General features: G+C 63.1%; 21 protein-coding genes. 8 read left to right on the forward strand and 13 right to left on the reverse strand.

The window, feature by feature from the left end; genetic code table 11:
- Positions 1-7: 7 nt before the first annotated feature.
- Together AC1DOG_RS21995 and gloB are read right to left on the reverse strand one after the other, a co-directional pair.
- Positions 8-430 (reverse strand): cupin domain-containing protein, encoded by a 423-nt coding sequence (locus tag AC1DOG_RS21995; protein ID WP_477931111.1) that lies wholly within the window; start codon positions 428-430, stop codon positions 8-10.
- Between the two features lie 14 nt (positions 431-444).
- Positions 445-1,215 carry a hydroxyacylglutathione hydrolase gene (gloB, locus tag AC1DOG_RS22000; RefSeq protein ID WP_477931037.1) on the reverse strand — a complete coding sequence of 257 codons (771 nt, stop codon included), beginning with the start codon at positions 1,213-1,215 and terminating at the stop codon, positions 445-447.
- A gap of 53 nt (positions 1,216-1,268) precedes the next feature.
- On the opposite strand from gloB, the gene AC1DOG_RS22005 reads away from it, so the two are divergent.
- The 3 genes from AC1DOG_RS22005 (at position 1,269) to AC1DOG_RS22015 (ending at position 4,381) form a co-directional block, all read left to right on the forward strand.
- Entirely contained in the window at positions 1,269-2,045 is a 777-nt protein-coding gene (locus AC1DOG_RS22005; RefSeq protein ID WP_477931039.1) for a class I SAM-dependent methyltransferase, read from the forward strand.
- A gap of 300 nt (positions 2,046-2,345) precedes the next feature.
- Complete coding sequence (gene hisC, locus AC1DOG_RS22010; RefSeq protein ID WP_477931041.1) at positions 2,346-3,455, forward strand: histidinol-phosphate transaminase; 1,110 nt, start codon at positions 2,346-2,348, stop codon at positions 3,453-3,455.
- Positions 3,452-4,381 carry a prephenate/arogenate dehydrogenase family protein gene (locus tag AC1DOG_RS22015; RefSeq protein ID WP_477931043.1) on the forward strand — a complete coding sequence of 310 codons (930 nt, stop codon included), beginning with the start codon at positions 3,452-3,454 and terminating at the stop codon, positions 4,379-4,381. Before hisC ends, AC1DOG_RS22015 begins: the two co-directional genes overlap by 4 nt.
- A 265-nt stretch (positions 4,382-4,646) precedes the next feature.
- Here AC1DOG_RS22015 and AC1DOG_RS22020 read toward each other — a convergent pair whose 3' ends face one another.
- Positions 4,647-5,648: a DUF2125 domain-containing protein gene (locus tag AC1DOG_RS22020; protein ID WP_477931045.1), complete on the reverse strand. Its 1,002-nt coding sequence runs from the start codon at positions 5,646-5,648 to the stop codon at positions 4,647-4,649.
- Positions 5,649-5,699: 51 nt separating this feature from the next.
- Here AC1DOG_RS22020 and AC1DOG_RS22025 point away from each other — a divergent pair, with 51 nt between their 5' ends.
- Complete coding sequence (locus AC1DOG_RS22025; RefSeq protein WP_477931047.1) at positions 5,700-6,230, forward strand: gamma-glutamylcyclotransferase; 531 nt, start codon at positions 5,700-5,702, stop codon at positions 6,228-6,230.
- A 27-nt stretch (positions 6,231-6,257) separates the two neighbouring features.
- On the opposite strand, the gene AC1DOG_RS22030 is transcribed toward AC1DOG_RS22025, so the two are convergent.
- The 4 genes from AC1DOG_RS22030 to ftsE all read right to left on the reverse strand — a co-directional run bounded on the left by AC1DOG_RS22030 (position 6,258) and on the right by ftsE (position 9,584).
- Positions 6,258-7,058, reverse strand: coding sequence for a lysophospholipid acyltransferase family protein (locus AC1DOG_RS22030; RefSeq protein ID WP_477931049.1), 801 nt, complete (start codon positions 7,056-7,058; stop codon positions 6,258-6,260).
- Positions 7,059-7,142: 84 nt separating this feature from the next.
- Entirely contained in the window at positions 7,143-7,853 is a 711-nt protein-coding gene (locus AC1DOG_RS22035) for a YdcF family protein (protein WP_477931051.1), read from the reverse strand.
- 68 nt (positions 7,854-7,921) lie between these two features.
- Positions 7,922-8,932, reverse strand: a complete 1,011-nt coding sequence (locus AC1DOG_RS22040; RefSeq protein WP_477931053.1) for a cell division protein FtsX — start codon at positions 8,930-8,932, stop codon at positions 7,922-7,924.
- Positions 8,925-9,584, reverse strand: a complete 660-nt coding sequence (gene ftsE / locus AC1DOG_RS22045; protein WP_047508673.1) for a cell division ATP-binding protein FtsE — start codon at positions 9,582-9,584, stop codon at positions 8,925-8,927. Before ftsE ends, AC1DOG_RS22040 begins: the two co-directional genes overlap by 8 nt.
- Positions 9,585-9,789: 205 nt before the next feature.
- On the opposite strand from ftsE, the gene AC1DOG_RS22050 reads away from it, so the two are divergent.
- The 3 genes from AC1DOG_RS22050 (at position 9,790) to AC1DOG_RS22060 (ending at position 11,733) form a co-directional block, all read left to right on the forward strand.
- Complete coding sequence (locus AC1DOG_RS22050; RefSeq protein WP_477931055.1) at positions 9,790-10,467, forward strand: hypothetical protein; 678 nt, start codon at positions 9,790-9,792, stop codon at positions 10,465-10,467.
- 166 nt (positions 10,468-10,633) lie between these two features.
- On the forward strand, positions 10,634-11,176 hold the full coding sequence (hpt, locus tag AC1DOG_RS22055) for a hypoxanthine phosphoribosyltransferase (protein ID WP_018901493.1): 543 nt from the start codon (positions 10,634-10,636) through the stop codon (positions 11,174-11,176).
- Between the two features lie 197 nt (positions 11,177-11,373).
- On the forward strand, positions 11,374-11,733 hold the full coding sequence (locus AC1DOG_RS22060; protein ID WP_026283548.1) for a response regulator: 360 nt from the start codon (positions 11,374-11,376) through the stop codon (positions 11,731-11,733).
- 46 nt (positions 11,734-11,779) lie between these two features.
- Here the strand turns inward: AC1DOG_RS22060 and AC1DOG_RS22065 are convergent, their stop codons facing one another.
- The 5 genes from AC1DOG_RS22065 to argH form a co-directional block, all read right to left on the reverse strand.
- The gene (locus AC1DOG_RS22065; RefSeq protein WP_111565151.1) at positions 11,780-12,232 is read right to left on the reverse strand and encodes a hypothetical protein; all 453 of its coding nucleotides are present in this window, start codon (positions 12,230-12,232) and stop codon (positions 11,780-11,782) included.
- A gap of 125 nt (positions 12,233-12,357) precedes the next feature.
- Positions 12,358-15,108, reverse strand: a complete 2,751-nt coding sequence (locus tag AC1DOG_RS22070; protein WP_477931058.1) for a TIGR02302 family protein — start codon at positions 15,106-15,108, stop codon at positions 12,358-12,360.
- A 178-nt stretch (positions 15,109-15,286) separates the two neighbouring features.
- Positions 15,287-16,555 carry a diaminopimelate decarboxylase gene (lysA, locus tag AC1DOG_RS22075; protein ID WP_018901497.1) on the reverse strand — a complete coding sequence of 423 codons (1,269 nt, stop codon included), beginning with the start codon at positions 16,553-16,555 and terminating at the stop codon, positions 15,287-15,289.
- Positions 16,556-16,567: 12 nt separating this feature from the next.
- Entirely contained in the window at positions 16,568-16,762 is a 195-nt protein-coding gene (gene lptM / locus AC1DOG_RS22080; protein ID WP_018901498.1) for an LPS translocon maturation chaperone LptM, read from the reverse strand.
- 136 nt (positions 16,763-16,898) lie between these two features.
- Positions 16,899-18,299: an argininosuccinate lyase gene (argH, locus tag AC1DOG_RS22085; RefSeq protein ID WP_113011858.1), complete on the reverse strand. Its 1,401-nt coding sequence runs from the start codon at positions 18,297-18,299 to the stop codon at positions 16,899-16,901.
- 42 nt (positions 18,300-18,341) lie between these two features.
- On the opposite strand from argH, the gene tlpA reads away from it, so the two are divergent.
- On the forward strand, positions 18,342-19,004 hold the full coding sequence (tlpA, locus tag AC1DOG_RS22090; RefSeq protein ID WP_477931060.1) for a thiol:disulfide interchange protein TlpA: 663 nt from the start codon (positions 18,342-18,344) through the stop codon (positions 19,002-19,004).
- A 279-nt stretch (positions 19,005-19,283) separates the two neighbouring features.
- On the opposite strand, the gene AC1DOG_RS22095 is transcribed toward tlpA, so the two are convergent.
- Complete coding sequence (locus AC1DOG_RS22095; protein WP_026283550.1) at positions 19,284-20,165, reverse strand: 3-hydroxybutyryl-CoA dehydrogenase; 882 nt, start codon at positions 20,163-20,165, stop codon at positions 19,284-19,286.
- Positions 20,166-20,345 lie beyond the last annotated feature (180 nt).

Genomic DNA, 20,345 nt, shown 5'->3' on the forward strand with positions numbered 1-20,345 from the left:
AAGCCTCTCAGGCCTTCGGCGACCAGCCCGGTGGCGCCATCTCGAAGCTCGAGAACTCGAAGCCCGGTGAGACCGTGCATCCAACCAGCGTATAATCGCCCAGCGTCTCAGCCGACTGCCACCAGTTGGCGGGGATAATCGCCTGCGGGCGCTGGCCGCCGAGGATATCCGGCCCAAGCATCAGCGTCTCGCTTTGCCCGCCATCTTCCGCGCGATGCAGCGCCAGCGGTGCGCCGGCATAATAGTGCCAGACCTCGGCCGCGTCGTGAACGCGATGCCAATGCGAGCGCTGGCCGGATTTCAGCAGATAATAGATCGCCGTCGAGTGCCCGCGCCCGTCACCTTCGCTGTCGCGGAAGGTCTGGATGTAGAAGCCGCCCTCGGGGTGCGGCTGCAGGTCGAGTTCGCGGATGATGTCGTCGGCGGAAATCGGCGCCGGCGCCATCAGAAATTATCCTTCCGCTTGCGGATCTCGGCGAATACCTCTTCGTTGGTCTTGGTTTCCATCAACAGGTTGCGGCGGATGGCGGGATCGCCGGCGCGCAGGAAGGGGTTGGTTTCCTTCTCCAGCGCAAGCGTCGTCGGGATGGTGAACTTGCCCTCGGCGCGCAAGGCCTCGATCTCGGCGGCGCGGGCCTTCAGACGTTCGTTATCCGGGTCGATGGTCAGCGCGAAGCGGGCGTTGGAGAGCGTATATTCGTGGCCGAAATAGATCGCGGTTTCATCGGGCAGCACGGCGAGCTTCTGCAGCGAGTGCCACATATCGGCCGGCGGGCGTTCGAACAGCCGGCCACAGCCGAGCGCGAACAGCGTGTCGGCGGCAAAGAGCAGCTTGTCGTCTGTGAAGTGGTAGCAGATATGTCCGGCGGTGTGGCCGGGGGTCTCGATGACGCGGACGGGGTGTTCGCCGAACAGGAAGGTATCGTCGTCGGACATCGTCATGTCGAGGCCGGGGATCGCCACCGCCTCGTTGATCGGGCCGATGATCTCGCAGCCGTACTTTTCCTTCAGCGCCAGATTGCCCTCGACGTGGTCGGTGTGGTGATGGGTGGTGAAGATGTGGCTGATCGTCCAGCCGCGACGGTTCGCGGCGGCGATGATGGCATCGGCATCGGGGGCGTCGATGGAGGCGGTGTGGCCGGTCTCGGGATCATGAACAAGCACGCCGAAATTATCGGTGCGGCAGAGAAAAACGTCTAAATCCAAAGGTTTCATAATCTAAAGTGCCTCTTTATCTCGGACTGACCCCGAATGTAGAGGCTGCGGCCTTGAAGTCCAACCGCTCACTGATAACATTTATCGCAATGCACGCAGATATCGTCGACCTACGCCAGTTCTATCATTCCGACCTCGGCCGCATCGCCGAGCAGTCGATCGCCATGGCGCTCTCCTCGCTGTGGGTGCGGCTGCCGCAGGAGCGGCTGGTGGGCATCGGCTATGCCGTGCCGTTCCTCGATCGCTTCCAGGCCAATACCGAACGCACCTTCGCCTTCATGCCGGCGGGGCAGGGCGCCGTGAACTGGCCGATGGGATCGCTGTCGTCGACGGCGTTGATCTTCGACGAGGAACTGCCGCTGCCGGATTCATCGATCGACCGGGTGTTGATGGTGCACTCGCTGGAGTTCGCGGAAAATCCGCGCGAGACGCTGAAGGAGCTATGGCGGGTGCTGGCGCCGGGTGGACGGCTTGTCATCGTCGTGCCGAACCGGCGCGGCGTCTGGGCGCGGCTGGAGCACACACCGTTCGGCTCGGGCCGGCCCTACTCGCGCGGCCAGCTGACGCATCTGCTGCGCGAGACGAATTTTACGCCGGGTGCCTCCGCCGAGGCGCTGCTATTTCCGCCGTCGAAGCTACGGACGATGATGCGGCTGCGTGGTGCATTCGAGTATGTCGGACGAGCGCTCTGGCCGGCGTTTTCGGGCGTCATTATCGTCGAGGCGCAGAAGCGGCTCTATCAGGGCCTGCCGGTGGCGGTGCGGGCGTCGCGGCGTGTGTTCGTGCCGGTGTTGTCGCCGCATGGCGTGCCGACGACGCGGACGCGGTAGTTCTTCCCTTCTCCCCAGTAGGGAGAAGGTGGCCCGAAGGTTTCAGGTGCAACTTGTTGCACCGGGGATGAGGGGGCTCCGGGCTCGGAGTCCACCTCTTCGTCTTATTGTCGGCGATTAGTGGACGTTGTGCCGCCGGCCCCCTCATCCGCCTGCCGGCACCTTCCCCCCGTTGGGGGGAAGAGACTCGTGGTGGGTGCTCGCCCTATCTCCCCGACCACTCGACAACGCCCCATTTCCGTTCTATTGCCTCAAGGCAATTTCCAGCCGGACACCCCGGCCTTTTCCAAGGTTGATCCCATGAGCGTAGAGACGAGCAAGCCTGTTCCCCGTGCCGGTATTCTTGATATCGCGGCCTATGTGCCCGGCAAGGAACATGCGCCGGGCGTGGCGCGCGTCTACAAGCTCTCGTCCAACGAAACGCCGCTCGGTGCCAGCCCGAAGGCGATTGCAGCCTATCGGGCGGCGGCCGACAATCTCGAGCGCTATCCGGATGGACAGGCTGTCGAGCTGCGCGAGGCGATCGCGGCGGTGCATGGGCTTAACCCGGCTAACATTCTCTGCGGCAACGGCTCGGACGAGCTGCTCGGCCTGCTCTGCCATGTCTATCTGGCGCCCGCCGATGAGGCCATCATCACCGAGCATGGCTTCCTGGTCTACAAGATTCAGATCATGGGCGCCGGCGCCACCGTCGTCACGGTCAAGGAGAAGGAGGCGACCGTCGATGTCGACGCGATCATCGCCGCCGTGACCGAGAAGACCAAGATGGTGTTCATCGCCAATCCCGGCAACCCGACGGGCACCTATGTTCCGGTCAGCGAGATCCGCCGCCTGCATGCCGCCCTGCCGAAGAATGTCGTTCTGGTGCTGGATGCCGCCTATGCCGAATATGTGCGCCGCAACGATTATGAATCCGGTATCGAGATCGTGTCGTCGAACCCGAACGTGGTGATGACCCGCACCTTCTCGAAGGTCTACGGTCTGGCTGCGCTGCGCGTCGGCTGGATGTATGCGCCCGCCGATATCGTCGATGCGCTGAACCGCGTGCGTGGGCCGTTCAACATGAACATGGCGGCGATCTCGGCCGGTGCGGCTGCCATCCGCGACCAGTCTTTCATGCAGGAGGCTGTCGCCTTCAACCAGATGTGGATCGACAAGCTGACCAGCGCATTCGAGGCCATCGGGCTGAAGGTCACGCCATCAGTCACCAATTTCGTGCTGATCCATTTCCCCGATGTGGACGGCAAGCGCGCCGATGAGGCCGACGCGTTCCTCACCAGCCGCGGCTATATCCTGCGCGCCGTGAAGGGCTACGGCTTCCAGAATTCGCTGCGCATGAGCGTCGGTCCCGAAGAGGCCAATCGGGGCGTCATCGAGGCGCTCGGCGAGTTTATGGGACGGAAAGCATGACGGTCCAGTTCGATCGCATCGCGCTCATCGGCATCGGCCTGATCGGCTCGTCGCTGGCGCATGACATCAAGCGGCTGGGTCTGGCGAAAGAGGTGGTCATCGCCACCCGCAGCGCCGAGACGCTGAAGCGGGCGGAAGAGCTTGAGCTCGGCGATCGCTACACGACGTCTTCGGCTGAAGCGGTCAAGGATGCGGACCTCGTCATCGTCTCGGTGCCCGTGGGCGCGTCGGAGGCGGTCGCCAAGGAGATCGCTGATAGCCTGAAGCCGGGCGCCATCGTCACCGATGTCGGCTCGACCAAGGCGTCCGTCATCGCGCAGATGCAGCCGCATATGCCTGATAACGTTCACTTCATTCCCGGCCACCCGCTGGCGGGCACGGAAAAGTCGGGGCCGGATGCCGGCTTCCCCGGGTTGTTTGCCGGCCGCTGGTGCATCTTCACGCCGCTCGAGGGGACGGACGAGACGGCGCTCAAGGCGCTCAGCCGCTTCTGGGAGACGCTGGGCTCGAAGATCGACGTGATGGACCCTGAACATCACGACAAGGTGCTCGCCATCGTCTCGCACCTGCCGCACCTGATCGCCTTCAACATCGTTGGTACGGCCGATGATCTGGGCACGGTGACGGAATCGGAAGTGATCAAGTATTCCGCCTCCGGTTTCCGCGATTTTACGCGTCTGGCGGCCTCCGATCCCACCATGTGGCGGGATGTTTGCCTGCACAACAAGGATGCGATCCTTGAGATGCTGGCGCGGTTTTCCGAAGACCTCGCTTATCTGCAGCGGGCGATCCGCTGGGGCGAGGGCGACAAGATCTTCGATCTCTTCACCCGCACCCGCGCCATCCGCCGCTCGATCATCGAGGCTGGCCAGGATGTCGACGCACCGGACTTCGGGCGGCCGCATACGCTTGATAAGAAGGGGTGAGTGGGGGCGAGGCGGACCACCAGTGGCCCCTTGCGTCGCATCTGCTTCGCGCTCTCCGGTAAGGCGCCAAGCGCCACCATTTCCACCCTCATCCCTGTGCTCGTCACAGGGATCCAGCCGCCGCGCGTCCGCGCGGCGAAGGGAGTCTCTTGCGATCAAGGGCTTGATCGCGCTGGATCCCGGCACAAGGCCGGGATGAGGGAGTGTGGGGAGGCGCCGGCGTCACATTACGACGCGTGGCGTGTTCCTAGCCCCAGCATAAACCTCAAATAGGCGGGATCTGCCCCAGCGGGATGAAGCCGCTGACGGTGGCGTTGCCGCGCTGGACGACGAGGTCGACGGAAACAGTGCCGCCGCCGCCGGCCATTGCCTTCAGGAGCTTGGCGGCGGTGTCGACGGTTTTGGCAATATCGGGGAAGCCCTGCTTGATGCTGTCGCGCCAGGCGTTCACATCCTCGATCTGCAGCTTGAACTGGGCGGTGAGATAGCCTTCCTCGTCGAAGGAGAAGGGGCCTGACAACGTCATCACCTTGCCATTGCCCATATCGGCCACCGCCTTGCGGAGCTCACCGCTGGCGCCGTAGAGGCCCTTCTCGTCGCTGCCGTCGATCATGCCGGCCTTGCCCTGAAGCGTCACGTCGGCGCTCGTCGAGAGCTTCGGGAAGACCTGCGGCCAATCCTTGATTACCGTCTGCGCGTCGGTCAGCGAGATCGCGCCATCGAGGTCGGCGCCGTTCTGGCGCAGGTGCAGCTCTGTATGGGCGGCGTCGAAGTTGATCGTCTGGCCGGTGGCCGACGAGACGGCTGTGGCCTTCAGGCCGTCGATGATGGTCGACGAGTGGTCGATGCCCTTGAGCTTGGTGACGAGGCTCGACTGCAGGTTCGTCCACTCGGCGTTGACGGACAGGCCGTGCGCGGTGCGGATCTCGGCGGGCGAATCAAGTTCCCAGACGATATGGCCGGGGGCGTAGACCTGGGCTGCCGAGCGCAGGGCGCCGAAGCTTGCCGATACGCCGTTGACGTTGTCGTCGACATCTACCTTCGAGCAGAAGAGGCCGATGCGGAAGGGGAAGCCGCGGAAGTCGATATCGGCGCATTCGCCTGATACGCCGGCCTTGTTGCCGGGGCCGATCGCCGCCAGAACCGTGCTCTTCAGCGTCGAGGCGGCATAGAACCAGCCGCCGGTATAGAGTGCGACCACGAGAACGATGCCTGCCCCCAGCAACCAGAATTTCCTGCCGCTACGAGATTGGCTTGACGCTGCCATGATGTTCTCCAATGGTTGTCCGCAAATTAGAATCTCGGTCTGGCTTGGGATATGGACGAATTTTGGGTGTTTGGCTACGGATCGCTGATGTGGAATCCGGGCTTTGCGTTTGTTGAACGGTCACAAGCGCTTATTCATGGTTATCGGCGATCTCTCTGCGTTCGCTCGTGGGTGCATCGGGGCACCGAGCAAAATCCGGGGCTGGTGCTGGGGCTCGATCGCGGGGGATCTTGCCGCGGCATGGCGTTTCGCGTTGCGGGCGAGGATTGGGACGAGGTCATTACTTATCTCAGAGAACGCGAACTGGTGACCAACGTTTATCTGGAGCGTCAGGTTCCGCTGCAGCTTGCAGGCGGGCGCGGGGTCAGGGGCGTCGCCTATGTCGTCGACCGCGACCACACCCAATATGCCGGCTCGCTGGATACGATGGCGGCGGCCCGCATCGTGCATCAGGCGCAGGGGAAATCCGGGCCGAACGACGCCTATGTCTTCAATACGCTGGCGCATCTCAAAGAGATGGGCATTCGCGACCACTGGCTGGAAGATGTGGTCGACGAGGTGGAGCGGCTGCGGGCGGCTTGATTGGCCCAGGCCAAGGCGTATAGCGCCTTAGCCGGCCGTCGCCGCGTTCTCTTTGCGCAGTTCTTCCAGGCGCTGCAGTGCCGTGGGCGGCAGCGGCAGGTTTGGGTTGCGCGCGGCGTCGCCCATCAGGATTTCGTCGCTGGCGCGTTCGGTCACCTCGATCAGATGCGCGAAGAAGGCGTCCGGGTCCATGCCGGGCTCGATCGGCTTCAGGATGCGCACCTTGTAGTGGCCGGGATAGCGCATGGTCGAGCGGCGCGGCCAGAAGAGGCCAGGCTGCATGGCGACAGGAACGACCGGCAGCTGCAGGTCGCGATACATGCGGGCGATGCCGTATTTGTAGACCGGCTCGGCGCCCGGCGGACGGCGGGTGCCCTCGGGATAGATGATCAGCTGGCGGCCGGTGGCGAGTTCTTCCTTGGTGCGGCGCAGCGCCTCGACCATGACCTTGCCGCGCGCGCCGCGATTGATCGGGATCATCCGCTGCTTCTTGGCGTACCAGCCGAATAGCGGGATCCACATGAGTTCGCGCTTCAGGATATAGACCGGGTCCTTCAGCCACGGGAGCAGCGCATAGGTGTCCCAGAAGGACTGGTGCTTGGGAGCAAGGATGTAGCCGCCCTCGGGCAGGTTCTCCAGGCCCTCGATATCGAAGGTGGTGCCGACGATCTTTTCCATCAGCCAGTGGTTGGAGAGCGCCCAGTTCTTCGGGATGCGATAGGCGCTCCGGCGCGGCGCCAGGAAGTAATAGGGCGAGAACACGATCATCCTGAGGATGAGATTGGCGTAGAAGATCGTGTTGAAGAGAACGGAACGCAGGGCGATCATGAAGTTTCCCGAGGCCTAGATCCGCCTGACGGGCGGCTCAGCCGTCCTACACGATATTGCGCGCCATAAAAAGCGCTGATCGGCTCAGGTATCGCCTTCGGCGGAGCGCAGGCCCGGGTGGCGGAAGAGGCCGGTCAGGTTGCGGGCGCCGGCGAAGAGCAGCTTGCCGTACTCGGCCAGCATGACGCGCATGGCGTTGGGATCGGTGAACCAGTTGCTGTTCTTCAGGTCGGTGTTGACCACGGGATAAGGCACGAACTGGGTTTCGGGATCGACATAGGCGAGTTCGGCGAGGCTGCGCGGCATGTGGTAATTGTTGGTGACGATCAACACGCTCTTGTAGCCCTTGGCGTGGATCCAGTTGGTCGCTTCCTCGGCATTGCCGATCGTGTCGAGCGCGTCGTAGCCGATGTCGACGCAGCAATCGAAGAGATCGGGCGCTGCCTGGGTCATCTTGCGGATCTGGTTGCGGGTGGTGGTCGGGTGGACGCCGGAGATCAGCAGGCGCTTGCCGGCGCCCTTCTGCAGGAGTTCCACGGCCTGGTCGATGCGCTGGTAGCCGCCGGTGAGCACGACGATAGCGTCCGCATGCGGATCGAGCGGCGGCTTGAGCGTCGTGACCGAATCCGCGAAGAACAGAAAGCCGCCGAAAACCAGGGCGATCGCGAGCACGACGGTGACGCCGCCCCAGCGCAGCATGCGGCGCACGGGGCCACGGCGCGCGGGCTCGCTCTCGGAGCGGGAAAGCTCCGTTTTCGGGCGAATCGGGTCGTGCGACATGCGGCTCATGCTCATGAATCGAAAAATATACGCAGATTAGGGCGGCGAACAGACGCTTTCATGGCAAAATGCAGCCCGTAATCTTAATTCGGAAGGCCGTCGGCACGGGTGGGATCGGAGCGCAGCGTGTCGATTTCGTAGATGGTGCGCATGACCGTTAGCCGGGCAGTGAAGGTGGTCAGGAGGGCGATGACGATCATCGTCGCGAAGATGCCGGCATAGCCGAGCGCGCCGACCGAGAAGGTGCCGAACAGCGCAGTCGCCTGGTCGGTCTGCGGGGTGGCGAGCGTGCGGCTTTGCAGGAAGCCGGCGCTCATGAAGAAGAAGGCGGCAAGTGCTGAGCCGACGGCCGAGCCCTTGAGGCTGATCTTCAGGAAATGCTTCTGGAACTCGTTGGCGACGAAGGAGCTCTCGGCGCCGACGAAGTGCAGGACTTCGACGATGTGCCTGTTGCCGGACAGCGCGCCACGGGTGGCGAAGACGACGGTCAGGACCATGGCGGAGAAGACCAGCAGCAGCACGCCGGTGCCGATCATGACCGTCGTATGCGCCATCGAGACCAGACGATCGACCCAGGTGCGGTGATCGTCGAGCGAGGATTGCGGAATGCTCTCTTTCAGCATGGCGCGCATCGCGTCGAAATCGGGCGGGTTGCTCTCGTCAATGGTGATGATGACGAGGCGGGGAACGGGCAGTTCCTTGATGTCGAGGCCGGTGCCGAGCCAGGGTTCTAGCAGGCGCGCGGTGGCGGCCTCGTCGACGATCTGGCCATCCTTGGTGCCGACGAAGGTGAGCGCGATGCGGCGGGCGTCATTCAGCGCCTTGTCCATGTCCAGCCCATCGTCGGGCTTGATCTGGATGGTGATCTCGCGGGAGATCTGGCTTTCCCAGCTTGCCGCCGTCGAGCGCACCATGGAGACGCCGCCGAGCGTCAGGCAGGCGAGAAAGGCCATGATCGCGATCACGACCATCAGCGCGTTGCCCTGGATATTGGCGGACGGCAGGATCGGCGCGGTCGGGCGCACCTTCATCTCCGGGCGTTTCTGACCCTTGGAGGCTGCGGGTGCTGCGGGGCGGGCGGTTGGCTCAGTCATGGATGTCGAGGTGCCCTTCCGAGAGGATCATCCGGCGGGCGTCCACCTGGTCCATCAGCGTCAGATCGTGGGTGGCGATCACGACGGCGGTTCCGAGGCGATTGAGTTCGAGGAAGAGGTTCAGCAGGCGGCGGGCCATCGGCGGATCGACGTTGGCGGTTGGCTCGTCGGCGAGCAGGATCTCGGGGCGGTCGATGAGGGCGCGGGCGATCGCGGCACGCTGCTTCTCGCCGCCTGAGAGCACCGGCGGCAGCACGTTGATGCGCTCGCCGAGGCCGACCCATTTGAGGAGTTCCAGCACGTCGGTCTTGTAGGAGGCCTCATCCTTGCCACGCACGCGCAACGGCAGCGCCACGTTCTCATAGGTGGTGAGATGATCGAGCAGGCGGAATTCCTGGAAGATGATGCCGACGCGGCGGCGCAGCAGCGGCAGTTCGGTGCGGGGTATATCGGTGATGTCGCGACCGAACATGCGGATCAGTCCGCGTGTCGGCTGCAGCGAAAGAAACAGAAGCCGAAGCAGCGTGGTCTTGCCGGCGCCGGAGGGGCCGGTCAGGAACTGGAAGGATTTCTTCGGGATGTCGAAGGTCAGGTCCCGGAGGATTTCCGGTCCCATTCCATAGCGCAAACCGACATTCTCGAAGTGGATCAACGGGCCGCTCAGTTTCTTGTTGTTTCACCGCATGACTTGTTAACCAGATCCGTTAACAACGGGTAAATTTCGCCGGAAAGACGCCTGTTTGATGGCGGCATTTGCGAAGCATTAACCAATAAAATTTACGAGTAGAGAGGATTCGTTTCAATGCCCGCCTGTGAGGTCGGGCGTGAAAGCAGTGGATACCGGAAAGGCGGTCGTCATGACATCCTCCTCGTTCAAGCGCCAGGCACCCGGGCGGGCCTATGATTTCCTGCCGCCGGACGCGGTCAAGCGCGAGCACCGGCAAAGCCGTCCCGCCGATATCGCCGACGCCGAGTTCGTGGTCATTGGCAAGCAATGCGCGCCTGATTTCAACGATCGCAGCTTCAAGGGCCGCAGCTTCAACGACAACAGCCGCAGTGCCAGCGCTCGTCCATCGCCGCCACGTCCAGAGCGAGCAGCGCCGGCTCTGGCGCCATCCTTCGTCCAGGCCGCCGAGGCCTGGCTGCAGCAGGCCTCGCTCAAGCATTTCTCCGTTCTTGTCGTGGCGCTCTGCGTCCTCGTCTTCGGTCTCTCCGGCGGCTTCTCCGGTCTGTCTACGTCCAATGCTGCTGTCGATACCGATCCGCTGCACTTCACCCATGTGACGGCGACGCCGCGCGATGCCAATGGCATGCGGGTGCTTCTCATCAATGGCATTATCGACAATGTCAGCGGCACGACGCAGATGGTGCGACCGATCCGCGCCAACCTCTACGCCGACGAAAAACTGGTCGCCAGCGTGGTGATCAATGCGCCTGCCGACGTGATCTATGGCGGCCAGAGCCGCGGGTTCTCTTCCAGGATACAGTATCCCGGTGGAAAAACGCCCGAGGTTCGGCTCGCTTTCATGCCCTAAAGCGCATCGCGATCCTACGGATTCGCTCTTCGCGCTTTAGATCTTTGTTCTAGCGCATGTCAGCAGCGCAAAACCGCGTCACACTTTTGCGCGACATGCTTTATGGGGTGTTTCGCCGCGCGGTTTGTGCTAACGGCTTGTGCTTGTTTTCAGGGAGCAAGCCTTCATGCCTGTGGTGCGCGGTAAGAATATCGATCCTCTTTTCACGGCCGAGATGATTGCCGAGCGCAATCATGCCATCGCCCGGGAGATCGCCAAGGGACCGACCAAGGACCTGCTCGTCATCGCCGTCCTCAAGGGCTCGTTCATTTTCGCGGCCGACCTCATCCGCGCCCTACACGACAGCGGGCTTGCGCCCGAGGTCGAGTTCATCACGCTGTCGAGCTATGGCACCGGCACGGTTTCGCAAGGTGTCAGGATCGTCAAGGATATCGACAGCGAGGTGAAGGACCGCGACGTTCTCCTGATCGACGATATCCTCGAATCCGGCCGCACGCTGAAGTTCGCCAAGGAACTACTCTATGAGCGCGGCGCCCGCAACGTCACCATCGCGGTGCTGCTCGACAAGAGCGTCAAGCGCAAGGAAAAGCTGGAAGCGGATTATGTCGGCTTCGAATGCCCCGACTATTTCGTCGTCGGCTATGGCATGGACGTGGCCTATGCCTTCCGCGAACTTCCCTTCGTCGGCGTGGTGACGGGCGACGCGTAGTCACCTCTTTTTCTTGTCGCATGTCGTTGCCGCAAAACCGCTGCACACTTTTGTGCGACATGCTCTAAACGTGTCATTTCAAGACGGGTTGTTAACCATCCCGTCCATCGCCCGGATCATTGCCTTCGGCCGTTTACCACTCGCAAAGGAAAGTCGTGTGATTTGCGGGTAGGGCATGAAACGGAGCAATGCACACCATGGCAAGAATTCTGATTACGGAAGACGAAGATTCCCTGCGTTCTTTCGTAGCCCGCGCTTTGCGCCTCGACGGTCATGAGACCGAAGAAGCGGCTGACGGTGCGGAGGGGCTGGAGAAGCTCAACATCGGCGGTTACGACCTGCTGCTGTCGGATATCCGCATGCCCGTGATGGACGGCATCGAGCTTGCGCACCAGGCGAAGTCGGCCTTTCCGGCGCTGAAGATCCTGTTGATGACCGGCTATGCCGAACAGCGCGAACGCGCCGATGACCTTGCCGAAAAGATCGTCGATGTCGTGTCGAAGCCATTCGCGCTTCCCGATATCCGCAAGGCGGTTGCCCGGGCTCTGGCGGCCTGAGATAACTCGGTAATACCATTCAAAGCCGGCGCTCTCGCCGGCTTTTTCAGTTTTGCGGCTGAATGAACTTGCCCTCGAAGCGCACACGAAAATTCCGGCGCTGCGGGTCTTCCTTGAAGCAGACGAAGATCAGTTCGATATCTTCGGCATGGTCGCGCTTGTCGAGCAGACTAAGCGTGACAACGAGCACGCCGTCATAGGCGCGGGTCAGCCTGAAGGCGGCGTTGCGGATATCGTTGGCGTCGGGATCCTTGCGATCGTCGCGACGCTCATAGACCACCCAGAAAGGGCAGATGTCCCAGGTGGCGCGAAAGATCTCCGTCATTTCGGCCTGGAACTGCTCGGCATGCATGTTCGGGCCCCAGGTCAGCGTCTGCTCACCTTCGTCGGCGACGACGTTCAGATAGCCGTCATAGTCGTTGCCGTGCTCGGACAGGGCATTGCCGATCATCTCGAATGCCGTGTTTTCGTCGATTACCGTCTTGAAGAGAATTGCCATCGAATCGCTATCGTTCGTCGCCTGCCGCCGCGACATTACGAAGCTTCCGCGGTTTTGGAATAGCCCCATACGGGTGAAAAGCCGCTGTTCGGGGCAGGTTTGAAATCAAGAATATATCCTGCGTCTTATTGAATATCGAGCAGGCGTTCAAGATAGCGCCGTTCCATCTCCTGTGAAGGGTTGTTGCCCAGCTTTTCTCTGATGGCATCGAGGATTTCGCGGGCGCGCTGCACGTCGATCTCGTCGGGCACCTTCACCTGGTCGCCGAAGTCGGGTCCGTCGGCGCGGCGCGGACGGCCGAGCGGATCGCGACCGTTCTGGTTGCCCTGGCCGACCTGGCCCTGCGGTCCCTGACCCTGGCCTTGCTGACCCTGCTGCGCCTGCATCATCTGGTTCATCATGTCGCGGGCGCCCTGGCGCAGTGCCTCCAGCGCGCGGCCCTGGCCCTGGATGGCCGGCTCGCCGCGGCCCTGGCCGAGCTCGCGGCCGGCGCCTTCCATCTCGCGTTGCGCCTGGCCGAAGCCCTGGCCGGGCTTCATGCCCATGTCGCCGAGGCTCTTCTGCATTTCGCCGAGCTGCTTGCCGAGCTGGTCCTGGCGCTCGCGCAACTGCTTCAGCGCCTCGCGCAGCTGTTCGGCCGTCATCTCGTCGGATGGGTTCTGGCCCTGCTGGCCTTGCTGACCCTGTTGCTGCTGGCCCTGCTGGTTCTGGCCTTGCTGGCCCTGTTGCTGCTGCTGATCCTGCGGCATGCCGTCATTGTCCATTGGCATGTCGTTCAGGAGCGGGTCGTTCATCCCGAGGTCGGGGTTCATGTTGTTGGGATCGCCGCGCTGCATGCGGTCCTTCAGCTGCTGGTCGAGCTTGAAGGTCTCTTCCATCAGCTTCTGCTGGTCGCGCAGGATCTGGCCGAGCTTGTCCATCTGCTGGCGCATCTGGCTGTTGTCCTGGCCCTGCTGCTGCTGACCGCGCTGCGGGCGACCGGCCTGCATGTTGTTCATCATCCGCTGCAGCTCCGACAGCATCTGCTGGGCGGCGTCGCGGTTGCCGGAGCGGGCCAGATTTTCGATCTGGTCCATCATCCGCTCCAGATCCTGCTGGCGAATAACGTTCTGGGCGTTCTGATTGGGCTGCATCGGCGCGTTCTGCATGCGCTGCGCCAGCTCCTTCATATAGTCCTGCATCGCCTTGCGCAGCTCGTCCATGAGCTTCTTGACCTCTGCGTCGGGCGCGTTGCGCTGCAGGGCGTCGGCGAGGTTCTGCTGGGCGTTGCGCAGGTTGCGCTCGGCCTCAGAGAGGTTTCCGTCCTCCATGCCGATGGCGATGTCCCACAGATAGTCGGCGGTGTCCTTCAGCGCCTCGTCGCCCTTGGCGAGCTTCATGCGCTGGCGGGCGGATTCGATCAGCAGATAATTGGTGAGATTGGGGATCGTCTCTTCCGGACGCAGCGTCAGCGCCTCGTTGAGCGCGATGGCTTCCGGCATCTTGCGGGTGTCGAGCGCGAAGGTCTGGCGCTGCTCGGCGACGGCGGCTGCAAGCGGCTCGCTGAAGGGGCGGGCGGGCAGCGTCATCTCGTGCGGCGGGCTGCGGCCCGTCTGGCCGGCGGCGTCCTTGGCGATCAGCGTGATGCGGACGCGTTTGCCCGCGAGCGGATGCTCGGTGAGGTTCTTGCTGGCGACACCCTTGGCGTCGCGGGCGTTGCGGCGCGGAATGTCGAGCTTGTATTCTGGCAGCGGATAGAGGGGCGTGGCGCTCGTGTCGGTTTCGACAGGCACGATTTCGGCGGTTGCTTCCTGGACGCCGTAGTCGTCCTTGATCGTGTAGCCGATCTCCAGGGCGCCGTTGACCGTCGGTTTCGGCAGGCCGTTGAAGGCGATCTCGGGGGCCTTGTCGGGGATGACGTCGAAGGCCCATTTGCGGCCGTTGACTTCGAGCGTGCCGTTTTCCTCGAGCTTCATCAGATGCGTGGAGGCGGTCTGCTGCTGGGGCGTTGCCGTTGCCGGCTGCTGGCCCTCGGCCGTTGCCGGCGCGGGTGTCGCCGAAGCGGGGGCGTTCGGCGTGGCGGCTGGGTTTTCGGCTGCGGCGATCTCGATGCGCTGGCCGTCCTCGCGGGCAAAGACCACCTTCTCGTCGGCCTTGCCGCCGGAGACGCGCACGGTGAGGTTCGACGATTGCGGGATCTTGATCGCGCCCTGCTCGCTGCCGGTCGCGGTGAGATAGACGGGGGCGCGGCCGGTATAGGCGGGCGGGGTGATCCAGGCGTCGATGCGGACTGCCGGGTCGGTTGCCTGCGCCTGCGGGCGCGGCTGCAGCGCATCGCTGATCGAGCCGCCGTTCGTCGACAGCGAATAGCCGAAGGCGACGACGATCAGAAGAGCCGGGATGGCGCGCAGCGCCCAGCGGTCGTGCGAGGCGATATCGGGCTGCGGGAAACCGGCGTCCAGCGAGGCGATCTTCTCGGCCATGCGGGTCTGGTGCTCGCGCCACAGCGCGCGGGCGAAGGGGGTGTCGAAGGCCGGCTCGTCCTCCTGCACGGCGACCGGCTGGTGCGGCAGGCCGTTGCGCTCTTCCAGCAGGCGGTCGGCGGCGGCCGAGCCCGGCCAGTGCAGCTTGCGGAAGGGATAGAGCGTTGCCAGCAGTCCGAGGCCGAAACCGAACAGCAGCACGATGCGCAGCCAATCGGGAACGATGCGGAAGACGCCAAACCAGGAGGCGGACAGATAAAGCGCTACGACCGACAGGATGGGCAGGGTGAGAGGCAGCACCTGCTCGAACAGCAACACGCATTGGGCGGTCAGGCGCTTTGCCGCCACCAGCCGTGCGAGCGACGGCTTTAGGGCAAAGGCACCTTTCTTTTCGCTCTTTGTGCTGTTCTTCAATCCGGTCTCCGCGATCTGGCGTTAGGGGCCTGGCGTTAAAGGGCAGAGAGGGCTTGCGCGGCGGCGACCGGGCAAGACGGTATGCGGAAAGGATAACACTCTTTGTGGCGAAGACGAGGGCGGGGGCCGGTCAATGCCGGTTTTTCCCGCGTCTTCGCCAAAAAGTGATTGGCTGGGATCAGTCGAGCCAGGCGGGGACGCTGTCGAGCGCGATCAGCTCTTCATAGGTTCGGCGCGGACGAATGACGTGGAAATCGCTGCCCTTGACCAGCACCTCAGGCACCAGAAGGCGGCTGTTGTATGTGCCGGCCTGTACCGCGCCATAGGCTCCGGCGGAGCTGACGGCGAAAAGGTCGCCCGATTTCGGCATCGCCATTTCGCGGTCGAGCGCCAGGTAGTCGCCGGTCTCGCAAACGGGGCCAACGACATCGGCCTTGATGCGCGGCGCGTTGGCGGCCGAGATCACCACGGGGCGGATCTCGTGATAGGCCTCGTAGAGCGTCGGGCGGATGAGGTCGTTCATGGCGCCATCGACGATGACGAAGGTCTTTTCGCCGCCGTCCTTCACGTAGAGCACTTCGGTCACCAGGATGCCGGCATTGCCGACGATCAGGCGGCCGGGCTCCATGACGATCTTGCAGCCGAGCTCGCGCAGCTGGTTCTTGACGATCGCGGCATAGGCGTCGGGCAGCGGCGGCGGGTTGTTGTCGTCCTTGTAGGGAATGCCGAGGCCGCCGCCGATATCGACATGGTGGATATCGTGGCCGTCAGCGCGCAGCGTGCTGACCAGTTCGCGCAGCAGCTTGAAGGCGTCATCGAAAGGCTGCAGCTCGGTGATCTGGCTGCCGATATGCATGTCGATGCCGGTGGCTTCGATGCCGGGTAGGGTGGCAGCGCGGGCGTAGACGGCGCGGGCGCGTTCCCAGGAAATGCCGAACTTGTTTTCCTTCTTGCCGGTCGAGATCTTGGCATGCGTGCGGGCATCGACATCGGGATTGATGCGGAAGGAAACGGGTGCCTTCTTGCCTGCCTTGACGGCCCGCTGGTTGAGGATCTCGAGCTCAGGCTCGGATTCGACGTTGAAGCAGTAGATGCCGGCCTCAAGCGCATAGTCCATCTCATGCGCGGTCTTGCCGACGCCGGAGAACATGATGCGGTTGGCCGGGATGCCGGCTGCCAGCGCGCGGCGCAGCTCGCCTTCGGAGACGACATCGATGCCGGCGCCGAGATTGCCGAGCGTCTTCAGCACGGCCTGGTTCGAATTGGCCTTCATGGCGTAGCAGACCATCGAGTCGACATCGCTGAAAGCCTGCGAGAAGACCTTGTAGTGGCGCTCGAGCGTTGCCGTGGAATAGACGTAGAAGGGCGTGCCGACGGCCTTGGCAATCTCGGGAACGGGAACGTTCTCGGCGTAGAGGATGCCGTCGCGATACTCGAAATGGTTCACTTTAGTCGCCTGTTACAGAAGAGGATCGAGGAAGAAGTGGCGGTCCTTGACACCGGGCTGCTGCGTCGGTTTGGACGAGTCGCCCTCCTTCGTTGCCTGCACGCTCGGCGGATCGAGGTCGCCCTTGCGCCCGCATCCGGCGACGGCAAGGCCGATCACGGCGAAAACGACCGTCAGGCGGATGATCTGCGGGAAGCTGGTCTGCATGGAATTCCTCTTGGGAAGCGGCACGGATGGACACCTTCATAGCGAAGTTTATCCGCCTTGTGCACCCTGATTGTTGAGGTCTCGCGCTTTGCGAAATCGAAGGGGCGAAGCGGGTTGCGCTCCGCCCGTTTCGGGATCAGTTGCGGGCGCGCCAGTAGGCGATCTGCTTCCTGACTTCCGACGGTGCGGTGCCGCCGAAGCTCTTGCGGCTGGCGACCGAGGCCTCGACGGTCAAGACGTCGTAAACCTTGTCCGTGATGGCGGCGTTGATCGCCTGCAGATCGGCGAGCGACAGGTCGGAGAGATCGCAGCCCTTGCTTTCGGCCAGCGCCACGGCGCGGCCGGTCACATGGTGGGCATCGCGGAAGGGCAGGCCCGCCTCGCGCACCAGCCAGTCGGCGAGGTCGGTCGCGGTCGAATAACCGGTGCCGGCGGCAGCCTTCATGCGCTCGGTGTTGATGGTCAGGTCGCGGACCATGCCGGTCATCGCGGCGATGGCGAGCTCCAGGCTTTCCGCGGCATCGAAGACCTGTTCCTTGTCTTCCTGCATGTCCTTGGAATAGGCGAGCGGCAGGCCCTTCATGATCGTCAAAAGCGCGATCAGCGAGCCGTTGATGCGGCCGGTCTTGGCGCGCACCAGTTCGGCGGCATCCGGGTTCTTCTTCTGCGGCATGATCGAGGAGCCGGTGGAGAAGGCATCTGACAGGCGCACGAAGCCGAACTGCGGCGTCGACCAGATGACGATCTCTTCAGCCAGACGCGACAGGTGCATGGCGCAGATCGCGGCCAGCGCCAGGAACTCGATGGCGAAGTCGCGGTCGGAAACGGTGTCGATCGAATTGCGGGTCGGTTCGCGGAAGCCGAGCGCCTTGGCCGTCATGTGGCGGTCGATCGGATAGCCGGTGCCGGCAAGGGCCGCCGAGCCGATCGGGCTCTCGTCCAGATGCTCGATGGCGTGGCGCACGCGCGAGCGGTCACGGCCGAACATCTCGACATAGGCCATGCAGTGATGGCCGAAGGTGACCGGCTGGGCGGTCTGCAGGTGCGTGAAGCCGGGCATGACGGTATCGGCATGCTCTTCGGCGCGGTCGAGGAAGGCCGCGATCAGGCTGGTCAGCAGCTGCTCGGTCTTCTGCAGCTCTTCCTTCACCCAGAGGCGGAAATCGAGCGCTACCTGGTCGTTGCGCGAGCGGGCGGTGTGCAGGCGGCCGGCGGCCGGGCCGATCAGCGTCGCAAGGCGTGCCTCGACATTCATGTGAATGTCTTCCAGCTTGCGGGAGAATTCGAAATTGCCGCTCTCGATCTCTGACAGGATCGTGTTTAGCCCTTCGACGATCTTGTCCTTATCATCGGCCGAAATGATAGCCTGGTGGGCGAGCATGGTGGCGTGGGCGATCGATCCGCGAATATCCTGCGCAAACAGCTTCTTGTCGAAACCGATCGAGGCATTTATCTCCTCCATGATCGCATCTGGGCCGGAAGCGAAACGTCCGCCCCACATCTGGTTGGAGGATTTGGTGTCCGTGCTGTCGGCCATGAAAGATGCCTGCCTTGAAGAACGCGTGTCCGGGAGAATGAAATGACAACAAGAACGCCCTTGCGCCTGCCATCCCTGAAACTGATCGGGATCGCGGTCGTCGCAGGCATTATTGCCGGTGCGGCAGCGGTTTACATTAAGGAGACGGGGTCTGGCAATGGCGGCGCCGATATGGCGGCGGGCGAATGCAAGGCCACAAAAGATATCGCAACCCGCATCAAGCCCTTCCTGAAGGGCGAGGTGGCCGCCATGGTCGCGCCCGAGCAGCCGGTCCGGATGACCTCGATCGCCTTCAAGGATGCCGAGGGCAAGCCGATGACGCTCGACCATTTCGCCGGCAAGACGGTGCTCTTCAATCTCTGGGCAACATGGTGCGTGCCCTGCCGCGAGGAAATGCCGGCCTTGAACACACTGGAGAAGGAACTCGGCAGCGACAAGTTCCAGGTCGTGCCCGTCAATATCGACACCGGCGACGACGAGAAGCCGAAGACGTTTTTATCGGAGACGGGTGTCGACGCGCTGAAGCTCTACCGCGACGACACGATTGCGGTGTTCAACGGGCTGAAGAAGCAGGGCTTGGCGTTCGGTCTACCGGTGACGTTGCTGATCGACGACAAGGGGTGCCTGATCTCGGCGATGAACGGACCAGCGGCCTGGGATAGCGCGGATGCCAAGGCGCTGATCAAGGGGGCTGTGGGGATTTAGTTTTTGGGGAGTTGGGGGTGGCTGTCGCGACGTTTGCGCCGGTGGCCCCCTCATCGCCTCGCTGACGCTCCGGCACTTCTCCCCGTTGGGGAGAAGTGGCTGGGGGTGGCGCTCTGCCCTACTTAAGCGCTGAGGCTGAAGGATTTCGCTGAATTTTGTGGCGAGCGAGTGCCACACGTCTCTTCTCCCCAACGGGGAGAAGGTGCCGGCAGGCGGATGAGGGGGCTCCGGGCTCGGCAATTGCGGCCCCTGCTTCCCACAGACGTCCGCGCAAAAAACCTACCGCGTCGGAACCGGAACCTCACCGCGATAATCATAGAACCCACGGCCGGACTTGCGCCCCAGCCAGCCGGCTTCGACATACTTCACCAGCAGCGGGCACGGGCGGTATTTCGAGTCCGCCAGGCCGTCATGCAGCACCTGCATGATCGACAGGCAGGTGTCGAGGCCGATGAAGTCGGCGAGTTGCAGTGGGCCCATGGGGTGGTTGGCGCCGAGTTTCATGGCGGTGTCGATGGCATCGACGGTGCCGACGCCTTCGTAGAGCGTGTAGATCGCCTCGTTGATCATCGGCAGCAGGATGCGATTGACGATGAAGGCCGGGAAGTCTTCGGCGACGGTGACGGTCTTTTCGAGCGAGGCGACGAATTCGCGGGCCTTCTTGAAGGTGGTCTCTTCGGTGGCGATTCCGCGTACCAGTTCGACCAGCTTCATGACGGGCACCGGGTTCATGAAGTGGATGCCCATGAAGCGCTCGGGGCGGTCGGTGGCCGATGCCAGGCGGGTGATCGAAAGAGAAGAGGTGTTGGTGGCGATGATCGCTTCCGGCTTCAGGACCGGACAGACCGTGGCGTAGATCTTGCGCTTGACGCTTTCGTCCTCGGTCGCGGCCTCGATGACCAGATCGGAGGAGGCGAGGTCGTTGATGTCGGCGGAGCCCGATATCAAGGAGAGCGTGCTCGAGCGCTCCTCGTCGGTCATCTTGCCGCTGGTGACGTGGCGGGCGAGGTTGCCGTTGATGGTGGCAAGGCCGCGCTCGATGCGATCCTGGGTGAGATCGTAGATGTGGACCTTGTAGCCTGCGCTAGCCGAAACCTGCGCGATGCCGCAACCCATCTGGCCCGCGCCGATAATTCCGATTGTCTTGAACACCGCAGTCATCTCCACACCCCTGCTCGGCCTTCGCCCCCGCGATTGCCGTACCTATTCAACAAAACTGCCGGACGAATGATCGCCCGGCAGCAGTAGTAGCCCCTAAAAAGATAATTTTCCAGTCGCTCGCATGTGCGAAAGATGACACGCGATCATGGAAGCCCGGCACGCCACGCGAAACCGGGCATC

Source organism: Rhizobium sp. 01N48 (assembly GCF_056399145.1).

Excerpts from the sequence above, each read along its gene's own strand:
- gloB (WP_477931037.1), bottom strand. The coding sequence starts at position 1,215 with ATGAAACCTTTGGATTTAGACGTTTTTCTCTGCCGCACCGATAATTTC.
- hisC (WP_477931041.1), top strand. The coding sequence starts at position 2,346 with ATGAGCGTAGAGACGAGCAAGCCTGTTCCCCGTGCCGGTATTCTTGAT.
- AC1DOG_RS22015 (WP_477931043.1), top strand. The coding sequence starts at position 3,452 with ATGACGGTCCAGTTCGATCGCATCGCGCTCATCGGCATCGGCCTGATC.
- AC1DOG_RS22020 (WP_477931045.1), bottom strand. The coding sequence starts at position 5,648 with ATGGCAGCGTCAAGCCAATCTCGTAGCGGCAGGAAATTCTGGTTGCTG.
- AC1DOG_RS22025 (WP_477931047.1), top strand. The coding sequence starts at position 5,700 with ATGGACGAATTTTGGGTGTTTGGCTACGGATCGCTGATGTGGAATCCG.
- AC1DOG_RS22030 (WP_477931049.1), bottom strand. The coding sequence starts at position 7,058 with ATGATCGCCCTGCGTTCCGTTCTCTTCAACACGATCTTCTACGCCAAT.
- AC1DOG_RS22035 (WP_477931051.1), bottom strand. The coding sequence starts at position 7,853 with ATGAGCATGAGCCGCATGTCGCACGACCCGATTCGCCCGAAAACGGAG.
- AC1DOG_RS22040 (WP_477931053.1), bottom strand. The coding sequence starts at position 8,932 with ATGACTGAGCCAACCGCCCGCCCCGCAGCACCCGCAGCCTCCAAGGGT.
- AC1DOG_RS22050 (WP_477931055.1), top strand. The coding sequence starts at position 9,790 with ATGACATCCTCCTCGTTCAAGCGCCAGGCACCCGGGCGGGCCTATGAT.
- hpt (WP_018901493.1), top strand. The coding sequence starts at position 10,634 with ATGCCTGTGGTGCGCGGTAAGAATATCGATCCTCTTTTCACGGCCGAG.
- AC1DOG_RS22060 (WP_026283548.1), top strand. The coding sequence starts at position 11,374 with ATGGCAAGAATTCTGATTACGGAAGACGAAGATTCCCTGCGTTCTTTC.
- AC1DOG_RS22065 (WP_111565151.1), bottom strand. The coding sequence starts at position 12,232 with ATGGCAATTCTCTTCAAGACGGTAATCGACGAAAACACGGCATTCGAG.
- lptM (WP_018901498.1), bottom strand. The coding sequence starts at position 16,762 with ATGCAGACCAGCTTCCCGCAGATCATCCGCCTGACGGTCGTTTTCGCC.
- argH (WP_113011858.1), bottom strand. The coding sequence starts at position 18,299 with ATGGCCGACAGCACGGACACCAAATCCTCCAACCAGATGTGGGGCGGA.
- tlpA (WP_477931060.1), top strand. The coding sequence starts at position 18,342 with ATGACAACAAGAACGCCCTTGCGCCTGCCATCCCTGAAACTGATCGGG.
- AC1DOG_RS22095 (WP_026283550.1), bottom strand. The coding sequence starts at position 20,165 with ATGACTGCGGTGTTCAAGACAATCGGAATTATCGGCGCGGGCCAGATG.